This is a genomic window from Agromyces sp. NPDC029043 (assembly GCF_055564615.1).
This window is the reverse complement of sequence record NZ_JBVHVX010000018.1, coordinates 91,072-112,541: the sequence shown is the minus strand read 5'-3', so window position 1 is coordinate 112,541 and position 21,470 is coordinate 91,072. Positions and strand designations below refer to the sequence as shown.

23 protein-coding genes and 1 rRNA gene are annotated in these 21,470 nt (G+C 72.7%); 21 read left to right on the top strand and 3 right to left on the bottom strand.

What is annotated here, in order from left to right; genetic code table 11:
* Window positions 1–151: 151 nt before the first annotated feature.
* From rrf to der, 17 genes are all read left to right on the top strand, one after another.
* Window positions 152–268 (top strand): 5S ribosomal RNA (gene rrf, locus ACZ4TW_RS18930).
* Window positions 269–406: 138 nt separating this feature from the next.
* Window positions 407–2,026 carry a primosomal protein gene (locus tag ACZ4TW_RS18925; RefSeq protein WP_465545248.1) on the top strand — a complete coding sequence of 540 codons (1,620 nt, stop codon included), beginning with the start codon at window positions 407–409 and terminating at the stop codon, window positions 2,024–2,026.
* Window positions 2,023–3,054, top strand: coding sequence for an HAD-IIA family hydrolase (locus tag ACZ4TW_RS18920; protein ID WP_465545246.1), 1,032 nt, complete (start codon window positions 2,023–2,025; stop codon window positions 3,052–3,054). The genes ACZ4TW_RS18925 and ACZ4TW_RS18920 overlap by 4 nt, the downstream gene beginning before the upstream one ends.
* A 50-nt stretch (window positions 3,055–3,104) precedes the next feature.
* Window positions 3,105–3,293: a hypothetical protein gene (locus ACZ4TW_RS18915; RefSeq protein WP_465545244.1), complete on the top strand. Its 189-nt coding sequence runs from the start codon at window positions 3,105–3,107 to the stop codon at window positions 3,291–3,293.
* Complete coding sequence (locus ACZ4TW_RS18910) at window positions 3,290–4,105, top strand: TlyA family RNA methyltransferase (RefSeq protein WP_465545242.1); 816 nt, start codon at window positions 3,290–3,292, stop codon at window positions 4,103–4,105. Before ACZ4TW_RS18915 ends, ACZ4TW_RS18910 begins: the two co-directional genes overlap by 4 nt.
* Window positions 4,060–5,016 carry an NAD kinase gene (locus ACZ4TW_RS18905; protein WP_465545240.1) on the top strand — a complete coding sequence of 319 codons (957 nt, stop codon included), beginning with the start codon at window positions 4,060–4,062 and terminating at the stop codon, window positions 5,014–5,016. Before ACZ4TW_RS18910 ends, ACZ4TW_RS18905 begins: the two co-directional genes overlap by 46 nt.
* Entirely contained in the window at window positions 5,009–6,706 is a 1,698-nt protein-coding gene (gene recN / locus ACZ4TW_RS18900; RefSeq protein WP_465545238.1) for a DNA repair protein RecN, read from the top strand. The genes ACZ4TW_RS18905 and recN overlap by 8 nt, the downstream gene beginning before the upstream one ends.
* Window positions 6,707–6,844: 138 nt before the next feature.
* Window positions 6,845–8,539, top strand: coding sequence for a CTP synthase (locus tag ACZ4TW_RS18895; protein WP_465545236.1), 1,695 nt, complete (start codon window positions 6,845–6,847; stop codon window positions 8,537–8,539).
* Window positions 8,532–9,179: an NUDIX domain-containing protein gene (locus ACZ4TW_RS18890; protein ID WP_465545234.1), complete on the top strand. Its 648-nt coding sequence runs from the start codon at window positions 8,532–8,534 to the stop codon at window positions 9,177–9,179. The genes ACZ4TW_RS18895 and ACZ4TW_RS18890 overlap by 8 nt, the downstream gene beginning before the upstream one ends.
* Window positions 9,176–10,081 (top strand): site-specific tyrosine recombinase XerD, encoded by a 906-nt coding sequence (gene xerD / locus ACZ4TW_RS18885; RefSeq protein WP_465545232.1) that lies wholly within the window; start codon window positions 9,176–9,178, stop codon window positions 10,079–10,081. The genes ACZ4TW_RS18890 and xerD overlap by 4 nt, the downstream gene beginning before the upstream one ends.
* Before the next feature lie 60 nt (window positions 10,082–10,141).
* On the top strand, window positions 10,142–11,017 hold the full coding sequence (locus ACZ4TW_RS18880; protein ID WP_465545259.1) for a ParA family protein: 876 nt from the start codon (window positions 10,142–10,144) through the stop codon (window positions 11,015–11,017).
* Window positions 11,018–11,057: 40 nt separating this feature from the next.
* The gene (locus ACZ4TW_RS18875; RefSeq protein WP_465545258.1) at window positions 11,058–11,912 is read left to right on the top strand and encodes a segregation and condensation protein A; all 855 of its coding nucleotides are present in this window, start codon (window positions 11,058–11,060) and stop codon (window positions 11,910–11,912) included.
* A gap of 73 nt (window positions 11,913–11,985) precedes the next feature.
* Window positions 11,986–12,627, top strand: coding sequence for an SMC-Scp complex subunit ScpB (gene scpB / locus ACZ4TW_RS18870; RefSeq protein WP_465545230.1), 642 nt, complete (start codon window positions 11,986–11,988; stop codon window positions 12,625–12,627).
* Entirely contained in the window at window positions 12,614–13,405 is a 792-nt protein-coding gene (locus ACZ4TW_RS18865) for a pseudouridine synthase (RefSeq protein ID WP_465545228.1), read from the top strand. Before scpB ends, ACZ4TW_RS18865 begins: the two co-directional genes overlap by 14 nt.
* Window positions 13,406–14,488: a prephenate dehydrogenase gene (locus tag ACZ4TW_RS18860; protein ID WP_465545226.1), complete on the top strand. Its 1,083-nt coding sequence runs from the start codon at window positions 13,406–13,408 to the stop codon at window positions 14,486–14,488.
* Window positions 14,485–15,186 carry a (d)CMP kinase gene (gene cmk, locus ACZ4TW_RS18855; protein ID WP_465545224.1) on the top strand — a complete coding sequence of 234 codons (702 nt, stop codon included), beginning with the start codon at window positions 14,485–14,487 and terminating at the stop codon, window positions 15,184–15,186. The genes ACZ4TW_RS18860 and cmk overlap by 4 nt, the downstream gene beginning before the upstream one ends.
* A 53-nt stretch (window positions 15,187–15,239) precedes the next feature.
* Window positions 15,240–16,748: a ribosome biogenesis GTPase Der gene (der, locus tag ACZ4TW_RS18850; protein ID WP_465545222.1), complete on the top strand. Its 1,509-nt coding sequence runs from the start codon at window positions 15,240–15,242 to the stop codon at window positions 16,746–16,748.
* Between the two features lie 33 nt (window positions 16,749–16,781).
* Here der and ACZ4TW_RS18845 read toward each other — a convergent pair whose 3' ends face one another.
* Entirely contained in the window at window positions 16,782–17,645 is an 864-nt protein-coding gene (locus ACZ4TW_RS18845) for a YqjF family protein (protein ID WP_465545220.1), read from the bottom strand.
* 9 nt (window positions 17,646–17,654) lie between these two features.
* Here ACZ4TW_RS18845 and ACZ4TW_RS18840 point away from each other — a divergent pair, with 9 nt between their 5' ends.
* Window positions 17,655–18,104 (top strand): nitroreductase family deazaflavin-dependent oxidoreductase, encoded by a 450-nt coding sequence (locus ACZ4TW_RS18840; RefSeq protein WP_465545218.1) that lies wholly within the window; start codon window positions 17,655–17,657, stop codon window positions 18,102–18,104.
* Between the two features lie 9 nt (window positions 18,105–18,113).
* Window positions 18,114–19,079: a CHAD domain-containing protein gene (locus ACZ4TW_RS18835; protein ID WP_465545216.1), complete on the top strand. Its 966-nt coding sequence runs from the start codon at window positions 18,114–18,116 to the stop codon at window positions 19,077–19,079.
* Window positions 19,080–19,092: 13 nt separating this feature from the next.
* Here ACZ4TW_RS18835 and ACZ4TW_RS18830 read toward each other — a convergent pair whose 3' ends face one another.
* Window positions 19,093–19,707, bottom strand: a complete 615-nt coding sequence (locus ACZ4TW_RS18830) for a GNAT family N-acetyltransferase (RefSeq protein ID WP_465545214.1) — start codon at window positions 19,705–19,707, stop codon at window positions 19,093–19,095.
* 10 nt (window positions 19,708–19,717) lie between these two features.
* Window positions 19,718–20,236, bottom strand: coding sequence for a nitroreductase family deazaflavin-dependent oxidoreductase (locus ACZ4TW_RS18825; RefSeq protein WP_465545212.1), 519 nt, complete (start codon window positions 20,234–20,236; stop codon window positions 19,718–19,720).
* Between the two features lie 98 nt (window positions 20,237–20,334).
* On the opposite strand from ACZ4TW_RS18825, the gene ACZ4TW_RS18820 reads away from it, so the two are divergent.
* Both ACZ4TW_RS18820 and ACZ4TW_RS18815 read left to right on the top strand, forming a co-directional pair.
* The gene (locus ACZ4TW_RS18820) at window positions 20,335–20,814 is read left to right on the top strand and encodes a MarR family winged helix-turn-helix transcriptional regulator (RefSeq protein ID WP_465545210.1); all 480 of its coding nucleotides are present in this window, start codon (window positions 20,335–20,337) and stop codon (window positions 20,812–20,814) included.
* A complete protein-coding gene (locus ACZ4TW_RS18815; RefSeq protein ID WP_465545208.1) occupies window positions 20,811–21,467 on the top strand; it encodes a hypothetical protein in 657 nt (218 codons plus the stop codon). The genes ACZ4TW_RS18820 and ACZ4TW_RS18815 overlap by 4 nt, the downstream gene beginning before the upstream one ends.
* Window positions 21,468–21,470: the final 3 nt, after the last annotated feature.

Sequence of the window (21,470 nt, the reverse complement as noted above, 5' to 3'; positions counted from 1 at the left end):
GTGTGGAGCCCGAGAACTCGCGTCCACTCTGTGGTTCCCAACAGACGGAAACACACACAAACACACAGTGCAACCCGCACCCCACCCGACAGGGCGAGGGTGCCACCGAGACCACCACCACACCCCGACACCGGTGTGCTGGTACCAGAGTTTCGGCGGCCATAGCGCGAGGGAAACGCCCGGACACATTCCGAACCCGGAAGCTAAGACTCGCAGCGCCGATGGTACTGCAGGGGCGACCCTGTGGGAGAGTAGGACACCGCCGGACATTCATTCAGGAGTGGCCACCCGCAGCGTTCAATTGCGAGCGCTGGCGGGTGGCCATTTCTCGTTAACGGGCCGCCGAGAGACGGCGACGGTACGGTTGAGTCCATCGGGGACTCCCACGCGACATGACAGGAACACCGTGAGCGATTCGACGCACGAGCCGACGGGCGAGGACCGCCCGAAGCGCAACCAGGGAACTCGGCGGGACAGCGCAGGCGGGGCGCGAGGCGGCGCACCCAAGCGCGAGGGCGAGCGTCGAGCGAGCGGAGAACGCCGCGGATACGGTCGCCCGGATCGCGAGCGTCGCGACGGCGAGCGGAAGCCGTACACCGGGGGCTCGCGCGACGGAGAGCGCCCGCGGTCCGGGCGTCCGGCTCGCGAGGGGGAGCGGAAACCGTACGGGAGCGGATCCCGCGACGGTGAGCGGAAGCCCTACGGGGACCGATCCCGCGACGGCGAGCGGAGGCCCTACGGCAGCGGACCTCGTGCGGGCGAGCGGTCGTCGTCCGGTCGACCGGCCCGCGAGGGCGAGCGGAGGTCGTACGGGGACCGATCCCGCGACGGCGAGCGGAAGTCCTACGGCAGCGGTCCTCGTGAGGGCGAGCGGAGGTCGTACGCCCGGCCGAGCCGCGACGGCGAGCGGAAGTCCTACGGCAGCGGTCCTCGTGAGGGCGAGCGGAGATCGCACGGCCGGCCGACCCGCGACGGCGACCGCACGCCGTATGCCCGGTCGACCCGCGACGGCGATCGGCGCGGGCGTGAGGATCGCGCCACCGAGCGGGCCCCGCGCATCGCCGGCCACGGGGCCGCCGAGCTCCGCGTGCGTCCGCGACACGACGACCCCGAGGTCGACGAGCGGATCACGCCCCGCGACCTCGACTCCGCCGCGCGTTCCGAACTGAAGACGCTGTCGAAGGAGAACGCCGACTGGGTCGCGAGACACCTGGTCGCGGCGGCCGAGGCGCTCGAGTTCGATCCTTCGCTCGCGCATCGGCACGCCCTCTCGGCCGCCCGTCGCGCCGGGCGCGTCGGCGTGGTGCGTGAGACCCTGGCGATCACCGCCTACGCGACCGGCGACTTCGGGCTCGCGTTGCGCGAGCTGCGGACGTACCGACGCCTCACCGGGCGCGACGACCAGCTCCCGCTCATGGTCGACAGCGAGCGCGGTGTCGGCCGACCCGACCGCGCGCTCGAGCTCGGCCGTTCCGTGGAGCGGTCGACGCTGCCCGCGTCGGTGCAGGCCGCGCTCGCGATCGCGATGTCCGGCGCCCGCCTCGACCTCGGCCAGCCCGAGCTCGCCCTCGCGGAGCTCGAGGTGCCGCAGCTGGACCCCGACCGCGCCTTCTCGTACAGCCCGGCGCTGTTCTCGGCGTACGCCGAGGTGCTCGAGGAGCTCGATCGACCGCTCGACGCGGCCAAGTGGCGCGGGCTCGCCGAGCGGGCCGAGGCGGCACTGGAGGGGACGCTCCCGGACGTGATCGAGGTGTTCGAGCTCGAGGAGGATGCCCGGGTGGAGGCAGCTCCAGAGGCTGCCGAGGCCGACCCGATCGCGTCGTCCTCGCACGACGAGCGCGAGGTCGCAGCGGCCGACGGCGCGGCGCCCGGAACGGCGGCCTCCGAGCCCACCGAAGCCGGTGAGGGCGACCCGGCCGATGCGATCGAGCCCGAGGTGGCCGCGATCCTGGCCGAGACCGCGGACCTCGACGGCGACGCGACCGGATCGGGGGAGCCCGGCGACGACGGCGCCGGTCGCGCATGAGCCCCTTCTTCGCGACGCGGGTGCGCGGGTCCACGCCGCTCGACGGCATCGACGCCGTGTTCGCCGACCTCGACGGCGTCGTCTACGCAGGGCCGCACGCCATCCCGTACGCGGTCGAGAGCTTGAACGAGGTCGCCGCCAGCCGGCCGGTGGGCTACATCACCAACAACGCGTCGCGCAGCGACGAGCAGGTCGCGGCGCACCTCGCCTCACTCGGACTCGACGTGACGGCACGCGAGGTCGTGACCTCGCCGCAGGCGGCGATGCGGTTGCTGGCGGCATCCGTCGCCCCGGGTTCGCTCGTGCTCGTCGTCGGAGGGGACGGCATCGTCACCGAGCTCGAACGCGGCGGCTACCGGGTCACGCGGTCGGCCGATGACGGGCCCGACGCGGTCATGCAGGGGTTCCACCCCGACGTCGGATGGCGCCAGCTCGCCGAGGCGGCGTTCGCGCTGAACGCGCACGGCGGACCGGGGGAGCCGGGCGGGATCCCGTGGATCGCCACGAACATGGACTGGACGATCCCCGTCGAGCGCGGCATCGCCCCGGGCAACGGCACGCTGGTGTCGGCCGTCCACACGGCCGCCGGGCGGTTCCCCGAGGTGGCCGGGAAACCCGAGACCCCGATCTTCGACGAGGCGCGCGACCGCTTCGGCGCGCACCGTCCGCTCATGGTCGGCGATCGGCTCGACACCGACATCCGCGGCGCGAACCGCGCCGGGATCGCGTCGGCGGTCGTGCTGACCGGGATCGACCGGGCGAAGCAGGTGCTCGCCGCGGATGCCGCGAGCCGCCCGGACTTCATCCTCGGCGACCTGCGGCAGCTGCACGAGCCGTACCCCGCGGCCGAGCGGCGCCGCGGTGCCGTGCACGTCGGGCGGGCGGTCGTGCGCGTGGACGGACGGAGCGTCCTGATCGAACGGGACGGCGACGAGCCGCTCGACCTGCTCCGCGCGGCGTGCCTGGCCATCTGGGAGTGCGGCACCGCGATCCACGCGCTCGACGTGCCGGAACGCCTGTACCGCTGAGTACGGGCGTGCTCGCGGGAGATGTCGGCAGCACCGGGTACCGTGGTGGGGTGAGCACTGGAGATCTCGCCGCCGACGACACGGCCGAGACGCCGACCGATCTCGCGGCCGCGGCCGCCGAGGGCCTCGCGTCGATCGAGTCCGCACCGCTCGAGGAACGGGCTGCGGGGTACGACGCGCTCGTCGACCAGCTGCGCCGCGAGCTCGAGCGGTCGGATCCGGCCCGCGCGTCGGGGTGACCGTGGCCGACCAGCGCCTCGACGCCGCCCTGGCGGGACGCGGGCTCGCACGCTCGCGCTCGCACGCGGCCACGCTGATCGCGGGCGGGCTCGTCACGGTCGACGGTCGACCGATCATCAAGCCGTCGCACCGCGTGGCCGACGCGTCGGTGCTCGAGGTCGCGGGCGCCGACCACTACGTGAGCCGGGCCGCGCACAAGCTCATCGCGGCGCTCGATGCCTTCGGCGTCGACCCGTCCGGCCGCCTGGCGCTCGACGCCGGGGCATCCACCGGCGGCTTCACCCAGGTGCTGCTCGAGCGCGGCGCGCGCACGGTGCTGGCGATCGACGTCGGCCACGACCAGCTCGCGCCTCAGCTCGCCGACGCACCCGGGCTCGTGCTCGTCGAGGGCTGCAACGTCCGTCACCTCGACGCCGCTGAACTCGCCCGGCTCACCGGCATCGACGAGCAGCCCACGCTCGTGACGGCCGATCTCTCGTTCATCTCGCTCACCACGGTGCTCCCCGCGCTGACGGCGACCGCGTCGTCCGACGCCGAGTTCGTCCTGCTCGTGAAGCCGCAGTTCGAGGTCGGCCGCAGCGGCACGCGCGAGGGCGTCGTCCGCGACCCCGACGCCCGGGCCGACGCCGTCATGAACGTGCTGTGGGCGGGGCACGACCTCGGCCTCCGGGTCGCCGGCGTCCTGTCCTCCCCAATCGCAGGCACGCAGGGCAACCGCGAGGTGCTCGTGCTGCTCGGCACGAGGCGGGGCGCCGATCCGTCAGAATGGTCGAATCGGGTCCGAGAAGCAACGGGAGGCGTCACGGCGTGAGCGATGCACGGCATTTCCTCGTGGTCTCCCACACCGGCCGGGCCGCCGCCCTCGAGGCGACGGCCGACGTCTGCGGGCAGCTCGCGGCAGCCGGGGCGGTGCCCGTGGTCGCCCACGAGCAGTGGCACGACGTGCTCTCGGCGCTGCCCGAGCTCGAGAGCGTGGTCAAGCGGTTCGAGGAGGTCTCGCCGAGGCACCTCGAGCTCGCGATCGTCCTGGGCGGCGACGGCACGATCCTGCGGGCCGCCGAGCTCACCCGGGAGCACCCGGTCCCGCTCCTCGGCGTGAACCTCGGGCACGTCGGGTTCCTCGCCGAGAGCGAGCGCGACGACCTCGGTTACACGGTCGGCCGCGCCCTGTCGCGCGATTACACCGTCGAGGAGCGCATGACCCTGTCGGTGCGCGCCAAGGTCGGCGACGAGGTGGTCTACGAGGGCTGGGCCCTCAACGAGGCGACGGTCGAGAAGGCCGAGCGCGAGCGGATGCTCGAGGTGGTCATCGAGGTCGACCGCCGTCCGCTCTCGTCGTTCGGCTGCGACGGCGTCGTGATGTCCACGCCGACGGGTTCGACCGCATATTCGTTCTCCGCCGGCGGGCCCGTCGTGTGGCCGGCGGTCGAGGCGCTCCTGCTCGTCCCGCTGAGCGCGCATGCGCTGTTCGCCCGCCCCCTGGTCGTCGGTCCCGACTCGTCGCTCGCGGTCGAGGTGCTGCAGCGCACCGAGGCGTCGGCGGTGATCTGGTGCGACGGACGTCGCATGTTCGAACTGCCGCCCGGTGCGCGGGTGATCGTGCGTCGCTCGTCGATCCCGGTGCGCCTGGCGCGTCTGCACCAGGCGCCCTTCACCGATCGGCTCGTGAACAAGTTCCAGCTTCCCGTGACGGGATGGAGGGGGCCGGTCGCCGGTGATTGAGGAGCTCGGAATCCGCGACCTCGGCGTCATCGCCGAGGCGACCATGCCGCTCGGTCCCGGCTTCACCGCCGTGACGGGTGAGACCGGCGCCGGCAAGACGATGGTCGTCACGGCACTCGGCCTGCTGCTCGGCGCGCGCGCCGATGCCGCCACGGTGCGCGCCGGCGCGAAGCAGGCCTGGGTCGAGGGGCGCTGGCTCCTCGGCGATGTCGAACCGGTCGCCGAACGCGTCGCCGACGCCGGCGGCGAGATCGACGCCGGCGAGCTGCTGCTCGGGCGGTCCGTCTCCGCCGAAGGCCGGAGCCGGGCGATCGTCGGCGGGCGGAGCGCGCCCGTGGGCGTGCTCGCCGACCTCGCCGACCACCTCGTCGTCGTGCACGGTCAGGCCGACCAGCAGCGCCTGCGGTCGGCGACCGCGCAGCGAGAGGCGCTCGACCGCTTCGGCGGCTCCGAGCTCGCGGCCGCGCTGCACGAGTACCGCGCCGCGTACCGGTCCTGGCGTGCCGACGCCGATGAACTGCAGCGGCTCCGCGACCAGCACGACGAGCGCGCCCGCGAGGCCGAGGAGCTGCGGCTCGCGCTCGATGAGATCGAGGCCGCCGATCCGCAATCCGGCGAGGATGCCGCCCTGCAGGAACGCGCCGATCGCCTCACGAACCTCGAAGACCTCAGGCTCGCCGCGGCCCAGGCGCGCGAGCTCATCTCCGCCGAGCAGGTCGCCGACGACGCGCCCGACGCCATCACGCTCGTCGACGCCGCGCGCCGCCACGTCGATCGGGTCGTCTCGCACGACCCGGCGCTCGCGCCGATCGCCGAATCCGTCGCGACCGCCGGGTTCGCCCTCGCCGACGCCGCTGCCGAGCTCTCCGGCTACCTCGCCGGCCTCGACGCCGACGGCGCCGCCGAGCTCGAGGGCGTCCAGGAACGTCGCGCGGTCCTCGCGAACCTCACGCGCCGCCACGGCACGCTCGACGACGTGCTCGCGTTCCGGCACGATGGAGGGCTGCGCCTCGTCGAGCTCGACGGCGACGACGATCGCATCGCCGAACTCGACGACGTGGTCGAGCGTCGCGCCGCCGAGGTCGCCGTGCTCGCCGATCGCGTGAGCGCCCTGCGCACCGCCGCGGCCAAACACCTCGCTCGCGAGGTCACCGCCGAGCTCGCCGCGCTCGCCATGCCCGATGCCGAGCTGACCGTGGTCGTCGAGCGAGCGCCCGAGCCCGGGGCGCACGGGCAGGACCACGTGTCGATCCTGCTCCGCCCCCACCCCGGCGCCGAGCCCCGGTCGGTCGCGAAGGGCGCATCGGGCGGAGAGCTGTCGCGCGTGATGCTCGCGATCGAGGTCGTGATCGCGGGCGCCGACCCGGTGCCGACGTTCGTGTTCGACGAGGTCGACGCCGGCGTGGGCGGTGCCGCCGCGATCGAGATCGGCCGGCGACTCGCACGTCTCGCCGAGCGGTCGCAGGTGATCGTCGTCACCCACCTCGCGCAGGTGGCCGCGTTCGCGAACAACCACCTCAGCGTCGTCAAGGGCACCGACGGCCGCGTGACCGCCTCGAGCGTCCGCCAACTCGCCGGAGCCGACCGCGAAGCCGAGATGGCGCGCCTGCTGTCGGGCCTCGCCGACTCCGAGAGCGGACTCGCGCACGCGCGCGAACTGCTCGAGATCGCCGACGCGACCGCCGCCTGACGACGCCCGACACGACCTCGGGCCGGCCGACGGTGCGCACGTCGTCGAGCGGCGGCGCGCGACATCCGCTCGATCCGCTCGACATGCCATGCGCATGTCGGGGCATTCCCAGCCGGGAGTCGGATAGACTACAAGCCCGTGGTGGATGATCGCGGCGCAGACATTTTCAACGACACGACCAAGCACATCTTCGTGACCGGTGGTGTCGTTTCTTCTTTGGGCAAGGGGCTCACGGCGGCCAGCCTGGGCAACCTCCTCACGGCCCGGGGGCTGCGGGTGGTGATGCAGAAGCTCGACCCGTACCTCAACGTCGACCCGGGCACCATGAACCCGTTCCAGCACGGCGAGGTGTTCGTGACCGACGACGGTGCCGAGACCGACCTCGACATCGGACACTACGAGCGGTTCCTCGACATCAACCTGTCGCAGGCCGCCAACGTCACCACCGGGCAGATCTACTCGACCGTCATCGCCAAGGAGCGGCGCGGCGAGTACCTCGGCGACACCGTGCAGGTGATCCCGCACATCACCGACGAGATCAAGCGCCGCATGCGCCTGCAGGCCACCGAGACGCCCAAGCCCGACGTGATCATCACCGAGATCGGCGGCACCGTCGGCGACATCGAGTCCCAGCCCTTCATCGAGTCGGCCCGCCAGGTGCGCCACGAGCTGGGCCGCAAGAACGTGTTCTTCGTGCACGTCTCGCTCGTGCCGTTCATGGGCGCCTCGGGCGAGCAGAAGACGAAGCCGACGCAGCACTCGGTCGCCGCGCTGCGCTCGATCGGCATCCAGCCCGACGCGCTCGTGCTCCGCAGCGATCGCCCCGTCACCGACGCGAACAAGCGGAAGATCGCGCTCATGTGCGACGTCGACGAGGCCGCCGTCGTGAACGCCGTCGACGTGCCGTCGATCTACGACATCCCCACGATGCTGCACGACCAGGGCCTCGACGCGTACCTCATCGAGGCGCTCGGGCTCGACGCCAAGGCCGCCGACGTCGACTGGTCGGGTTGGTCCGACCTGCTCCGCGTCGTGCACGACCCCAAGCACGAGGTCACGATCGGCCTCGTCGGCAAGTACATCGACCTGCCCGACGCGTACCTGTCGGTCACGGAAGCGTTGCGTGCGGGCGGCTTCGCCAACGACACCAGGGTGCGGATCGAGTGGATCCCGTCCGACGAGTGCCGCACGCCCGAGGGCGCGAAGGAGCGGCTGAGCCACCTCGACGGCATCCTCGTGCCCGGCGGCTTCGGCGTCCGCGGCATCGAGGGCAAGCTCGGCGCGCTGCACTTCGCGCGCGAGAACGGCATTCCCACCCTCGGCCTCTGCCTCGGCCTGCAGTGCATGGTCATCGAGTACTCGCGCAATGTCGCGGGCCTCCCCGGCGCCTCGTCGAGCGAGTTCGACCCCGACACCGAGTTCCCCGTCATCGCGACGATGGAGGAACAGGTGGAGATCATCGCGGGCGGCGACCTGGGCGGCACCATGCGCCTGGGCCTGTACCCGGCCAAGCTCGACGACGGCTCCATCGTCGCCGAGCTCTACGGCGCGACCGAGGTCTCCGAGCGCCACCGCCACCGGTACGAGGTCAACAACGCCTACCGCGACCGGATCGCCGAGGCGGGCCTGGTGTTCTCGGGCATGTCGCCCAGCCGTCACCTCGTCGAGTTCGTCGAGCTGCCGCGCGACGTGCACCCGTTCTACGTCGCCACGCAGGCGCACCCCGAGTTGCGCAGCCGCCCGAACGACGCGCACCCGCTGTTCCGGGGGCTCGTCGCGGCGGCGCTCGAGCGCCAGCAGGCGAGCCTGCTGTTCGACGTGAGCAATGCCTGACGCGCGCGAGCCGGTCGACGAGTACGTCGACCTGCCGGTCGCAGGCCGCGAGACGGTGTTCGAGGGCCGCATCTGGGACGTCCGGCGCGACACCCTCGGTTACGGCGAAGCGGGCGGGCGGATCGTGCGGGACTACGTCCTGCATCCCGGTGCCGTGGCGGTGCTCGCACTCGACGACGACGAGCGCGTGCTGCTGATCAAGCAGTACCGGCACCCGGTGCGCGCCCGCGACTGGGAGATCCCGGCCGGGCTGCTCGACGCGGCGCACGAGGCGCCGCTCGAGGCCGCCAAGCGCGAGCTCGCCGAGGAGGTCGACCTCGTGGCATCCGACTGGGCCGTGCTCGCCGACTACTTCACCTCGCCCGGCGGCAGCGACGAGGCGATCCGCGTCTACCTCGCGCGCGGGCTCGCCGACGCGCCCGAGGCGCACGCGCGGGTCGACGAGGAGGCCGACATGGAGCTCCGGTGGGTTCCGCTCGACGCGTGTGTCGACGCGGTCCTCGAGCGCCGCGTCGGCAACCCGTCGCTCACGGTCGGCGCCCTCGCGGCCCACGCGTCGCGGGCGCGCGGCTGGGTGACGCTCGCCCCCGCCGATGCGCCCTGGCCGGCGCATCCGTCGTCGAGGCCGGCTCCGGCGTGACCTCGCGCGCGGTCGACGAGTACCTGCGGCACCTCACCGTGGAACGCGGCCTCGCGCGCAACAGCCTCGCCTCGTACCGACGCGACCTCGGCATCTACGCGGGCTGGCTCGATCGCTCGGGGATCGACGGGCCCGAACGCGTGACCGAGGCCGATCTCGGCGCGTTCGTGCGCTACCTCGGCGTAGAGCGCGAACCGCGCCTCGCGGTCTCCTCGATCGCGCGCGTGCTCTCCGCGGTACGCGGGCTGCACCGCTTCCTCGCGGAGGAGGGGCGAACGCCGACCGACCCGTCGACCGGGCTGCGTCCGCCGAAGCTGCCCATGCGACTGCCGAAGGCGATCCCGGTCGAGCAGGTCGCCGCGATCATCGAGGCGGCGAGGGTCGGCGACGAGGTGACCGCGCTCCGGGATGTCGCCCTGCTCGAGCTGCTCTACGCGACCGGCGCGCGCGTGTCGGAGGCGACTGCGCTCAACGTCGACGACCTCGTCGACGACGAGGTCGTGCGCCTGTCGGGCAAGGGCGGCAAGCAGCGCATCGTGCCCCTCGGCAGCTACGCGAGACGGGCGATCGACGCGTACCTGGTGCGCTCGCGTCCGGTGCTCTCGTCACGGGGGAGCGCGACGCCCGCGCTGTTCCTCGGCGTCCGCGGGCGGCGGATGTCGCGCCAGGCCGTGTGGCAGGTGCTGCAGGATGCCGCCGAGCGGGCCGGGGCCGCGGCATCCGTCTCACCCCACACGCTCCGGCACTCGTTCGCCACCCACCTGCTCGCGGGCGGCGCCGACGTGCGCGTCGTTCAGGAGCTGCTCGGACACGCGTCGGTCGCGACCACGCAGATCTACACGCTGGTCACAGCCGATACACTCCGGGAGATGTACACGGCCGCCCACCCCCGCGCTCGCTAGAATCGACCAAGCCATCGCAGCCGACACGACCGGGAGAGAGACCGAACCGTGACCCACGAGATGTACGACCCGGCGGACGGCACCGCCACGCTGGAGTCGGATCTCGGTCCCACCGGTCGCCCCGCGCGCGAGTTCCCCGAGCCGCCCGGGCTGCGCTCGCACGGCCCGGCGCGCATCATCGCGCTCTGCAACCAGAAGGGCGGCGTCGGCAAGACCACCACGACGATCAACCTGGGTGCGGCCCTGGCCGACTACGGCCGGCGGGTGCTCGCGGTCGACTTCGACCCGCAGGGCGCGCTCTCCGCGGGCCTCGGGGTGCAGACGCACGACGTGCCGACCATCTACGACCTGCTGCTTTCGCGCAACGTCACGCCCGCCGACGCGATCCAGTCGACGAACGTCGATGGCCTCGACGTGATCCCCGCGAACATCGACCTGTCGGCCGCCGAGGTGCACCTGGTGACCGAGGTCGCCCGCGAGCAGATCCTCGCGAGCGTGCTGCGCAAGGTCTCGGCCGACTACGACGTGATCCTCATCGACTGCCAGCCGTCGTTGGGGCTCCTGACCGTGAACGCCCTGACCGCCAGCCACGGCGTGGTCATCCCCCTCGAGTGCGAGTACTTCGCCCTTCGCGGCGTCGCCCTGCTCATCGAGACGATCGACAAGGTGCGCGACCGGCTCAATCCGGCGATCAAGCTCGACGGCATCCTGGCGACGATGTACGACGCGCGCACGCTGCACTCGCGCGAGGTGCTCGAGCGTGTGGTCGACGCGTTCGGCGACCAGGTGCTCGAGACCGTGATCACCCGCACGGTGAAGTTCCCCGACGCGACGGTCGCCGCGACCCCGATCACCGAGTTCGCCCCCGACCACCCGGCGTCGAAGGCGTATCGTCAGCTCGCCCGGGAGCTGGTCGACCGTGGCGCGGTCGCCTGATCCCAGGGCGGCGGCATCCGACCCCTCGTCGGGCGAGCGCGTGAGCGTGCGCGCGATCGCCGACGGGCCGGGTGCGGTGACGGATGCCGCGACGCCCGCGCCCGAGTCCGGCCCCGAGTTCCGCGTCGCCCTGTCGAACTTCGAGGGTCCGTTCGACCTGCTGCTCTCGCTCATCGCCAAGCACGAGCTCGACATCACCGAGGTCTCGCTGTCGGCGGTGACCGACGACTTCATCGCGTACCTGCGGGGCATCGAGACGAACGAGGACCTCGACCGCGCGAGCGAGTTCCTCGTCGTGGCGGCGACGCTGCTCGATCTCAAGGTCGCCGGGCTGCTGCCGCAGGGCGAGCTGGTCGACGCCGAGGATGTGGCGCTCCTCGAGGCCCGCGACCTGCTGTTCGCACGCCTGCTGCAGTACCGGGCCTTCAAGGAGGCCGCGCGCTGGTTCGGCGGCCGGTTCGAGGCCGAGGCCGGCCGCCACCCGCGGACGGTCCGACTGGAGGAGCGCTTCCGCCAGCGCGCGCCCGAGCTGCGGTGGACCCTCGGCGCCGACGACTTCGCCGCGCTCGCGCTGCTCGCGCTCACTCCACGCGAGGTGCCGATGGTCGGGCTCGACCACCTGCACGCGCCGCTCGTCTCCATCCGCGAGCAGGCGGCCTATGTCGTCGCCGTGCTGCGACGCGGCGAACCGGTCACGTTCCGGCAGCTCATCGCCGGAGTCGACCGAACCGGTATCGTCGTGGCGCGGTTCCTCGCCGTGCTCGAGCTGTACCGGCACGCCGCCATCGGGTTCGAGCAGCTCGAGCCGCTCGGCGAGCTGACGTTGCGCTGGGCCGCGAGCGAGCACTGGTCCGACGACAACCTGGAGACTCTGGGAGCCGATTATGACGAGTGAGACGGATGCCGCGGAGGGGCCGGGTCTCGAGACCCCTGCTTCGCCGGCTCCTCGATCCCCGGACAGGCCCGAGGTGTCGGTCGCGACGCCGCTCGACGTGCCCGGCCAGCCGCGCCTCGACCTCGATCGCGCGCTCGAGGCACTGCTGTTCATCGCCGATGAACCGCAGAGCCTCGTGCACCTCGCCTCCGCCGTCGCACGCCCCATCGCCGAGGTGCGCGCCGCGATCGCGCGACTCCGAGAGGACTACGACGGCGGTGCGCCCTCGGGGGAGCCGCGCACCGATGCGGGGAAGGAGCACGCGGCGGCGGGCGGCATCCGTCGTGCGTTCCAACTGCGCGAGGTCGGCGGCGGATGGCGGTTCTACGCCCGCGAGGAGTACGACGCGCTCATCACGAGCGCGGTGCTCGCGCAGACGTCGACGCGGCTCTCGCAGCCCGCGCTCGAGACGCTCGCGGTCATCGCCTACAAGCAGCCGATCTCCCGCTCCTCGATCGCGTCGATCCGCGCGGTCAACGTCGACTCGGTCGTGCGCACGCTGCTCGGGCGCGGGCTGGTCACCGAGGTCGACACCGACGACGAGACGGGCGCCATCCTGTACGGCACGACCGCCCAGCTGCTGACGAACCTCGGCATCGCCTCGCTCGACGAGCTGCCGCCGATCTCGCCGCTGCTCGACGGCGGCTCGGAGGGATTCGAACGTGACCTCACCTGACCAGGGCGCGCCGGGCGGCGGCGAGGGCGTCCGACTCCAGAAGGCGCTCGCCGCCGCGGGGGTCGCGAGCCGCCGCGTGGCCGAGCAGTACATCGTCGAGGGCCGCGTCGAGGTGAACGGCCGCGTCGTGACCGAGCTCGGCACGCGCATCGACCCGGTCGCCGACAAGGTCGCCGTCGACGGCACGGCCGTGCAGCTCGACCAGGAGAAGCGCTACTTCATGCTGAACAAGCCGCGCGGCGTGGTCTCCTCGATGCGCGACGAGCAGGGCCGGCCCGACCTGCGCCGGTTCACCGACCCCCTCGAGGTGCGCGTGTTCAACGTCGGCCGCCTCGACGGCGACACGAGCGGGCTGCTGCTGCTCACCAACGACGGCGAGCTCGCGCACGTGCTGGCGCACCCCTCGTTCGGCGTCGAGAAGACCTACATCGCCAAGGTGAAGGGGCGGATGACCCCGCAGACGCTGCAGCAGCTCAAGCGCGGGGTCGAACTCGAGGACGGCCCGATCCGGGCCGATCGGGCCAAGATCCTGCAGGCGCAGGCCGACGCAGGCCACACCATGGTCGAGGTCACCCTGCACTCCGGCCGGAACCGCATCGTGCGACGCATGCTCGACGCCGTCGGCCACCCCGTGGTCGAGCTCGTGCGCCGCCAGTTCGGCCCGCTGCACCTCGGCACCCTCAAGTCGGGCGCGGTGCGCGAGTTGACTAGAGTCGAACTCGGCGCCCTGCTCACGATCGCACGGGCCGCCGACGCGGAGCGGAAGGGGACGGACTAGGTGGTCGAGTCACGACTCATCGGTCCCGTCCGCGTCGTCGGCGCCGGCCTGCTCGGAACGAGCGTCGCCCTCGGCCTGCGCGCGCGAGGCATCGACGTGATCCTCGCCGATGCCTCGCCGACGCATGTCGCCATCGCGGTCGACCTCGGCGCGGGGCGCGCCGCGCGGCCCGATGACGCGCCGCAGCTCGTCGTCGTGGCGGTGCCGCCCGATGTCACGGCGACCGTGGTGGCCGCCGAGCTCGCCGCGTTCCCCGACGCGATCGTGACCGATGTCGCGAGCGTGAAGTCCGGCGTGCTCGCCGAGCTCGAGGCGGCCGGCGCCGACGTGTCGCGCTACATCGGCTCCCACCCGCTCGCCGGTCGTGAACGCGGCGGCCCCCTCGCGGCACGCGCCGACCTGTTCGCGGGCCGGCCGTGGGTCGTCGCCGCGCACGACGAGATCAGCTACCAGCGCGCGAGCGCGATCGACGACCTGATCCTCGACCTCGGCGCGACGCTCGTCGAGATGACGCCCGACGAGCACGACCGCGGCGTCGCCCTCATCTCGCACGTGCCGCAGGTGGTCTCGAGCATCATGGCGCGCCGGTTCATCGACGCGCCGAACGCGGCGCTCGGCCTCGCCGGCCAGGGCGTGCGCGACGTGACGCGCATCGCGGCGAGCGACCCCGACCTGTGGGTGCAGATCCTCGGCGCGAACGCCGCGCCGGTGCGCGACATCCTGCTGGCGTACCGCGACGATCTCGACCGGTTCATCGACGCGCTCGCCGAGCCGACCGCGCCCGGCGCACGTCGCCGCGTGGCAGAGGAGCTCACCGGCGGCAACACCGGCGTCGAGCGGCTGCCCGGCAAGCACGGCACCGACAAGCGCTTCACGACGATCATCGTCATGGTCGACGACCGACCCGGCCAGCTCGCGCGCCTCCTCGCCGAGATCGGCGAGATCGGCGTGAACCTCGAAGACCTCCGCCTCGAGCACTCGCCAGGCCGCCAGGTGGGCCTGGCCGAGATCGCCGTGCTCCCCGAGGCGGCCGACCGACTCACCACCGAGCTGGCCGAACGCGGCTGGCGGATCGCAGGATGATGCAGCACGAACCCCACCCGATCGAGTACCCCTTCGTCGTGGCCCTCGACGGCCCGGCCGGCAGCGGCAAGTCGAGCATCTCGAAGGAGGTCGCGCGCCGCCTCGGCTGGGGCTTCCTGGACACCGGAGCCGCGTACCGGGCGCTCGCGTGGCATGCGACGGCGTCGCACGTCGACACGGATGACGCGGCATCCGTCGTCGCCTCGCTCGACTCGTTCGACTACCGCATCGGCACCGATCCCTACGGCTACGCCGTGCATGTCGGCAGCGTCGACGTGACCGACGCGATCCGCGAGCCGTCGGTCACGGCCGTGGTGAGCGCGGTCGCGCGCGTGCCCGAGGTGCGTCGGCACCTCATCGAGGTGTTCCGCGCGATCATCGCGGCCGAGCCTCGCGAGGGCATCGTCGTCGAGGGCCGCGACATCACCACGGTCGTCGCACCCGACGCGCCCGTGCGGATCCTGCTGACGGCGTCGGAGGAGGTCCGGATGGCGCGGCGCTCGAAGGAGCTCGTCGGGCACTCCGCCGAGGCGACCGGCGCGCAGCTGCGGGCGCGCGATCGGGCCGACTCGAAGGTCGTCGACTTCATGAACGCCGCCGAGGGCGTCATCACGGTCGACTCGACCGACCTCGACTTCGACGCGACCGTGAAGGCGGTGGTCGACGTCATCCGCGACGCTCAGGTTCGAACTGGTTGAATAGACCGGTTGTGCGCTCGCCCGCACCACCCCGAGACCTTCCAGGAGATGCGATGACCGACCGCGACGACGAGTTCGACGCCACCGACGACGACCTCGCCGAGCGCCTCGCCGGCGTCGACGAGGAGCTCGCCGAGCAGCGCGCCGCCGCACTGCGCTCGGGTCTCGACGACTTCGAGCTCGACCAGGAGGACCTCGAGCTGCTCGAGCTCTCCGAGGAGGGCGAGGAGGGCATCCGCTACCTGCCCGCGCTGCCGGTCATCGCGATCGTCGGCCGGCCCAACGTCGGCAAGTCGGCGCTCGTGAACCGCATCCTGGGCCGCCGCGAGGCGGTCGTCGAGGACACGCCGGGCGTCACGCGCGACCGCGTCTCGTACAAGGGCGAGTGGCTCGACCGCCGCTTCACGCTCGTCGACACCGGCGGCTGGGAGCCGGACGCCCGGGGTATCGACGCGTCCGTCGCGGCGCAGGCCGAGGTCGCGATCGAGCTGTGCGACGTCGTGCTGTTCGTGGTCGACGCCACGGTCGGCGCGACGGCGACCGACGAGCATGTCGTGCGACTGCTCCGCAAGACGCAGAAACCCGTGTTCCTGGTCGCCAACAAGGTCGACGATGCGCGCCAGGAGCCCGAGGCGGCGGCGCTCTGGAACCTCGGGCTCGGCGAGCCGTATCCGGTCTCGGCGCTGCACGGCCGGGGCGTGGCCGACCTGCTCGACGAGGTCTTCACGGTCCTCCCGCAGGTCTCCGCGGTCGCGAAGGAGGAGTTCGGCGGACCCCGCCGCGTCGCGATCCTCGGCCGCCCCAACGTCGGCAAGTCGAGCCTGCTGAACAAGGCCGCCCGCGAGGAGCGCGTGGTCGTGAACGAGCTCGCCGGCACGACCCGCGACCCGGTCGACGAGCAGATCGAGCTGGGCGGCAGGATCTGGCGGTTCGTCGACACGGCCGGCATCCGCCGTCGCGTGCACCTGCAGCAGGGCGCTGACTTCTACGCCTCGCTCCGCACGCAGGCCGCGCTCGAGAAGGCCGAGGTCGCGGTCGTGCTGCTGGATGTCTCGCAGCCGATCTCCGAGCAGGACGTGCGCATCATCGACCTCGTGCTCGAGTCGGGCCGCGCGCTGGTGCTCGCGTACAACAAGTGGGACCTCCTCGACGACGACCGTCGCCGCTACCTCGAGCGCGAGATCGAGCAGGACCTGCACCACGTGCAGTGGGCGCCGCGCGTGAACATCTCCGCGAAGACCGGTCGGCACCTCGAGAAGCTCGTGCCCGCCCTCGAGACCGCCCTCGAGTCGTGGGACACGCGCATCCCGACGGGCAAGTTCAACGCGTTCCTCACCGAGCTCGTGCAGGCGCACCCGCATCCGCTGCGCGGCGGCAAGCAGCCGCGCATCCTCTTCGGCACGCAGGCCTCGACGCGCCCGCCGACGTTCGTGCTCTTCACGACCGGGTTCCTCGACCCGGGGTACCGGCGGTTCATCCAGCGCCGCCTGCGCGAGATCTACGGCTTCGTCGGCACGCCCATCGTCGTCAACATGCGCGTGCGCGAACGGCGCCAGCGGTAGCCGCCGGTTCGTCAGCCCGGCCTGTCGTTCGCCTCAGGCGCGGACGGGTCGCCGGATCCGGATCGGCTGGAGCTGCCAGCCGCGTGCCTCGATGGGGCGCGGGCGGCTGAACGCGGTGCGCACGCCCGATGAGGCGAGCACCGAGTCGGGAAGGCGGCCCGCCAGCTCGGGGAAGCCCGACGCGGCCAGCAGCTGGTCGTCGAGCTGGAGCAGCTCGGCGCGCAGCAGCGGCCAGGGCGCGTGCGTGTTCCGGGCCCACATGGTGCGGCCGAGGTGCTGCTCGTGGTACCCCCAGCGCGCGGTGAGGAAGGCGGCGAGCTCGGCGTCGGGAGCCTCGGGGCGCACTGGTTCGCCCAGCCGGGCGCGGATCCGAGTGGACGGCCCGCGGGGGCCGTGCCGGCGGCTCCTGAACTCGAGCTCGAGGCCTGCGGCATCCGCTCGCCTGGCCACGCTCGACCGCGCCCAGTGGTACGGCAGCCCGAACGCCACGCGCGCGGCGATGACGGGGAGCAGCCGCCCGGCCTCGAGCGTGCGGAACACGACCCCGCGCCGACCGAGGTCGTCGCGGGCGTAGAGCCGCACGTTGACCTCGACGAACGTGCCGAGCCGGTGCAGGGCCGGCAGCGGCGGGAATCGGGTGTCGGCGAGCACGAACGGGATGAGCCCGACCCACGTGGCGCCGTCGATCACGTCGGGGTGCGTGCCCTTCGGCAGGTACGGCTCGACCCGCTCGGGCGCGACGCGCCAGTGCAGGAAGACGAGGTCGCGCCAGTGCTGCTCGACCAGCACGCGCCCGGGCAGGGGCGGGGAGCTCATCGGCAGTCGGTCCACGGCCCCATCCTGCCGCGACGCGTCGACCGACGCGAGGACCTTGCGCCGGAGGGTGCCCGCCGCCACGCTCGAGTCATGGCTTCAGGCGGGATCCTCGGCGACCGCGCCCTCGCGGTGCTCTCCGGGTTCCACCGGTGGGTGATCCGCGTCACGCGCGGCCGGCTCGGTTGGCGCATCGCCGGCATGTCGACGGTCATCCTGCAGACCACGGGCCGGCGCAGCGGCAGCGCCCGCACGACGATCCTCTCGGCGCCGATCATCGAGCCCGGCCGCGTCGTGCTCGTGGCGTCGAAGGGAGGAGCGGACCGGCACCCGGCGTGGTACCTCAACCTCGTCGCCCACCCCGACGTCGTGATCGAACGGCGCGACGAACGTCGTGCGCTCCATGCCCGGACCGCGACGGCGGAGGAGAAGGCCGAGCTGTGGCCGCGCGTGACGGCCGTGTACCCGGGCTACGCGCACTACCAGGAGCGGACGCGGCGCGACATCCCGGTGGTGATCTGCGAACCGCGGCCCGGCACGTAGCATGAAGCCATGGCTGACACCGAGGTCGAGTCCGCCGCACCGGTCGGGACGATCCCGCCGGATGCCGACGCGGGCACCGCGGCGCTCGCAGCCCTCCGCGCGATCGCCGCGCGACTGGCCGAGCTCGAGCCCGCGGCGATGGCCGACGAGCCAGACGCCGTGCACCAGCTCCGCACGCACGTGCGGCGACTGCGGAGCCTGCTCGCCGCGTTCGGTCCGCTGTTCGACCCCTCGGCCGTGCTCGCGTTGCGACGCCGCTTCGGCGAGTTCGGTCGCGAGCTCGGAACGGTGCGCGACATCGAGGTGCGCATCCAGGTCGCCGAGCAGGCGCTCGAGACGGCGTCGGAGCACGACCCCGATCGCGATGTCGTCGCCGCACCCGAGCAGGCCGCAGCGGTCCGCGAGCGGCTCGTGGACGACGAGGTCGAGGCCCACCGGCTCGCGCACGCCCGGTTGGTCGAACGACAGGGGATGCCGCGTGCCGAGGGACGACGGGAGTCGCTCGCCTCGTTCCTGGCAGCGCCGACGTTCACGCCGCTGGCGTCGGGCGAGGCCGCGCCGGTGCTCGGCGACCTGATCGAGCACGAGGCGCGCCGTGCGCTGAAGCGCGCGGATCGGCTCGCGAAGCACGGGGATGCCGAGGCGCTGCACGAGGTGCGCAAGGCCGGCCGACGGCTCCGCTATGCCGCCGAGGCGGTCGTCGACGAGCCGCTGCAGTTGTACGGCGAGCGCGCTACGCGCCTCGCGGAGGCGGGGGAGGAGCTGCACGACGTGCTCGGGGATCACCGCGACGAGGTGCTGTTCGCGGAGCACGTGCGTCGTGCGGGCGCGCACGCCGCACATGCCGGGGCGCCGTCGGCCGCCTTCGAGGCGCTCGCGGCGGCCGCGGACGAACGCGCGCGCGATCACCTCAAGGACCTCGACGACGCCGTCGACGAGCTGCGCTCGGCCGCCGCCGCGTGGGAGAAGCGCTGACTGCGCCGTCGGCTCACCCGGTGAGGCGACGCTGCATGACCGCGCGGTGCGGCTTGGGCCGCGCGACCTCGTGGAAGCCCGCCGCGACGAACATCGAGATCGTGCCCGGGAAGAGCTCGGCGGCCGGGGGCTTGGTGCGGGCGGCCGGGTCGACGGCGTAGGCCTCGAGGATGCGCGCGCCGTGGTCGCGCGCGTAGTCGACCGCGGCCACGGCGAGGGCGCCTGCGACGCCGCGACGGCGGAACGCCCTGGGGATCACGAAGCAGGACACCGACCAGATGCCGGAGTCGCCGAAGTCGAGGTCGGGTGACGCGGACCCGATCGGGCTGTACTGCAGCCGCACCAGCGCCGGGCGGGGCTCGACGGCACACCAGCCGACGGGCGTGTCGCCGTCGTAGGCGAGCAGGCCCGGCCCCGGATCGGGTTCGGCGAGTTGCGCCGCCAGGCGCGCGCGGAGTTCTTCTGGCCGAGCGGCCCGCCACTCGGCGCCGCGGATCTTGTACCACTGGCACCAGCAACTCGCCGGGTCGCCCTTGGTGCCGAAGACCGATGCGACGTCGTCGAAGGGCGCCTCGCCGGCCGGGACGATACGCAGCGGAGTGGTGGTGACGGTGCCGTCGTTCCCCATGCGGCCGACGTTACCGCGGGGGTGCGACATCCGAGCCGATCGACATCGTCACGGGCTCCAGGCGGAGCGCCCGCAGCTCCGAAGCGAGGCGTCGGAGCTGCTCGGGTGCGCCGGTGAACGGCTCGTCGAGCACCGCCTTGCCGAGCATGGCCGCCGCCTTCGGGTGTCGGCGCGCGTAGTCGGCCAAGAGGTCGGAGCGCTCGCCGAGCCCCAGCTGATGGACGTCGGCACGTCCGCGTCGCGACATCCAGTCGACGCGCACGCGGCCCCTGGCCGTCGCGTTCGCGTACCAGTCGCTCCGCGTCCCGCGGCTCGCGACGACGTGGAGCACGGGCAGGGCAGTCCCCTCGGGAACGGCACCCTGCGCGAACACCTCGACGACCGTGCGCCGGATGCGGCCGGACTTCCGTCCGACCGTCGTGAGCATCACGATTCGCCGCCCGGCCAGCGCGCCGAGGTGGGCGCGGAAGAGGTACGACGGCGTGCGATCGAACCAGGCGCGGAGGGGGCCGGGCTTGCCGAGGACCATGCGGCGCAGTCTACGGATGAGCGGCGCAGCGGGCCGGGGCGATGGTCCTGCGACTTCAGAATTCGTGAAGCGAGGTAACGATGAAGTATGATCAGGACATGCTCCCGGAACCGACGGTGCTCGACCGACTGCTCGAGATCAGCGAACTGTTCCAGCGCGACATGGCGCGCGAATTCGACGGCACGTCGCTCTCCACGGCGCGCACGCGCGTGCTCTGGGACCTCGCGCACTCGGGCTCGTCGACCCAGCAGGCGCTCGCGACGCGACTCGAGGTCAGCGCCCGCAACATCACCGGCCTCGTCGACGCGCTCGAGTCGGCGGGCTACGTCGTCCGCACCCCGCATCCGACCGACCGCCGGGCGGTGCTCGTCTCGCTCACGCCTTCGGCGACCGAGCTCATGCGCGAGATGCAGCGCGATCACGAGGAGCTCTCCGCGACGCTCGTCGGCGCGGTCGCGCCACCCGACCGCGACGCGTTCGTCCGCGGCGTCGACGCGGTCGCCGCGCGCCTGCGCGACCTCGTCGCCGCCGCGGAAGCCGGACGCACGACCGCCCAGTCCAAGGGCGGCGCGTCATGACGGCCGGCGTGCGAGAGCAGCGGGCTACCTCCGCCGTGCGTCGACTCGGGCGCTTCGCGCTGCGGGCACTCAAGGTCGAGCTCCGCATCTACGCGAACATCGGCCGCTTCATCGTCCGCCGACCTGCGATCGCGCCCGGCGCGGCGGGCTTCAGCTTCCACAAGCCCGTGCTGACCGTGCTGATCATCTTCATCGTGCTCTCGGCGGTCGAGATCCCGGTGCTCGACCTCATCGTGCATCGCTGGCCCGCGGTGCGGATCCCGGTGCTGATCCTGGGCATCTGGGGCGTGACCTGGATGTTCGGGCTCCTGTGCGGCTACCTCATGCGCCCGCACACCGTCGGCCCCGACGGCATCCGCGTACGCGAGGGGCTCGACACCGACATCCGCCTCGCCTGGGACGACATCGCGTCGGTCGCGCGCGACCGACGCGTCGACGAGCCGAAGACCCCGAAGATCACCGAGTCGGATGGCGCGCGCACGCTCTCGCTGCGGATGCAGGACGAGACCGTCATCACGATCGAGCTCGAGCGGCCCACCGTGCTGCGGCTGCCCGGGTCGCCGCCGAAGGGCGGCCAGCAGGTCGTCGACGAGGTGCGGATCTGGGTCGACGACCCCGTGGGGTTCATGGCGGAGGTGCGCAAGCACATCTGAGCG

Bases quoted from the DNA above. Each gene is read 5' to 3' on its own strand.
- ACZ4TW_RS18920 (WP_465545246.1), top strand. From the start codon at position 2,023: ATGAGCCCCTTCTTCGCGACGCGGGTGCGCGGGTCCACGCCGCTCGAC.
- ACZ4TW_RS18905 (WP_465545240.1), top strand. From the start codon at position 4,060: ATGGTCGAATCGGGTCCGAGAAGCAACGGGAGGCGTCACGGCGTGAGC.
- ACZ4TW_RS18890 (WP_465545234.1), top strand. From the start codon at position 8,532: ATGCCTGACGCGCGCGAGCCGGTCGACGAGTACGTCGACCTGCCGGTC.
- ACZ4TW_RS18880 (WP_465545259.1), top strand. From the start codon at position 10,142: ATGTACGACCCGGCGGACGGCACCGCCACGCTGGAGTCGGATCTCGGT.
- cmk (WP_465545224.1), top strand. From the start codon at position 14,485: ATGATGCAGCACGAACCCCACCCGATCGAGTACCCCTTCGTCGTGGCC.
- der (WP_465545222.1), top strand. From the start codon at position 15,240: ATGACCGACCGCGACGACGAGTTCGACGCCACCGACGACGACCTCGCC.
- ACZ4TW_RS18840 (WP_465545218.1), top strand. From the start codon at position 17,655: ATGGCTTCAGGCGGGATCCTCGGCGACCGCGCCCTCGCGGTGCTCTCC.
- ACZ4TW_RS18835 (WP_465545216.1), top strand. From the start codon at position 18,114: ATGGCTGACACCGAGGTCGAGTCCGCCGCACCGGTCGGGACGATCCCG.
- ACZ4TW_RS18830 (WP_465545214.1), bottom strand. From the start codon at position 19,707: ATGGGGAACGACGGCACCGTCACCACCACTCCGCTGCGTATCGTCCCG.
- ACZ4TW_RS18825 (WP_465545212.1), bottom strand. From the start codon at position 20,236: ATGGTCCTCGGCAAGCCCGGCCCCCTCCGCGCCTGGTTCGATCGCACG.
- ACZ4TW_RS18820 (WP_465545210.1), top strand. From the start codon at position 20,335: ATGCTCCCGGAACCGACGGTGCTCGACCGACTGCTCGAGATCAGCGAA.
- ACZ4TW_RS18815 (WP_465545208.1), top strand. From the start codon at position 20,811: ATGACGGCCGGCGTGCGAGAGCAGCGGGCTACCTCCGCCGTGCGTCGA.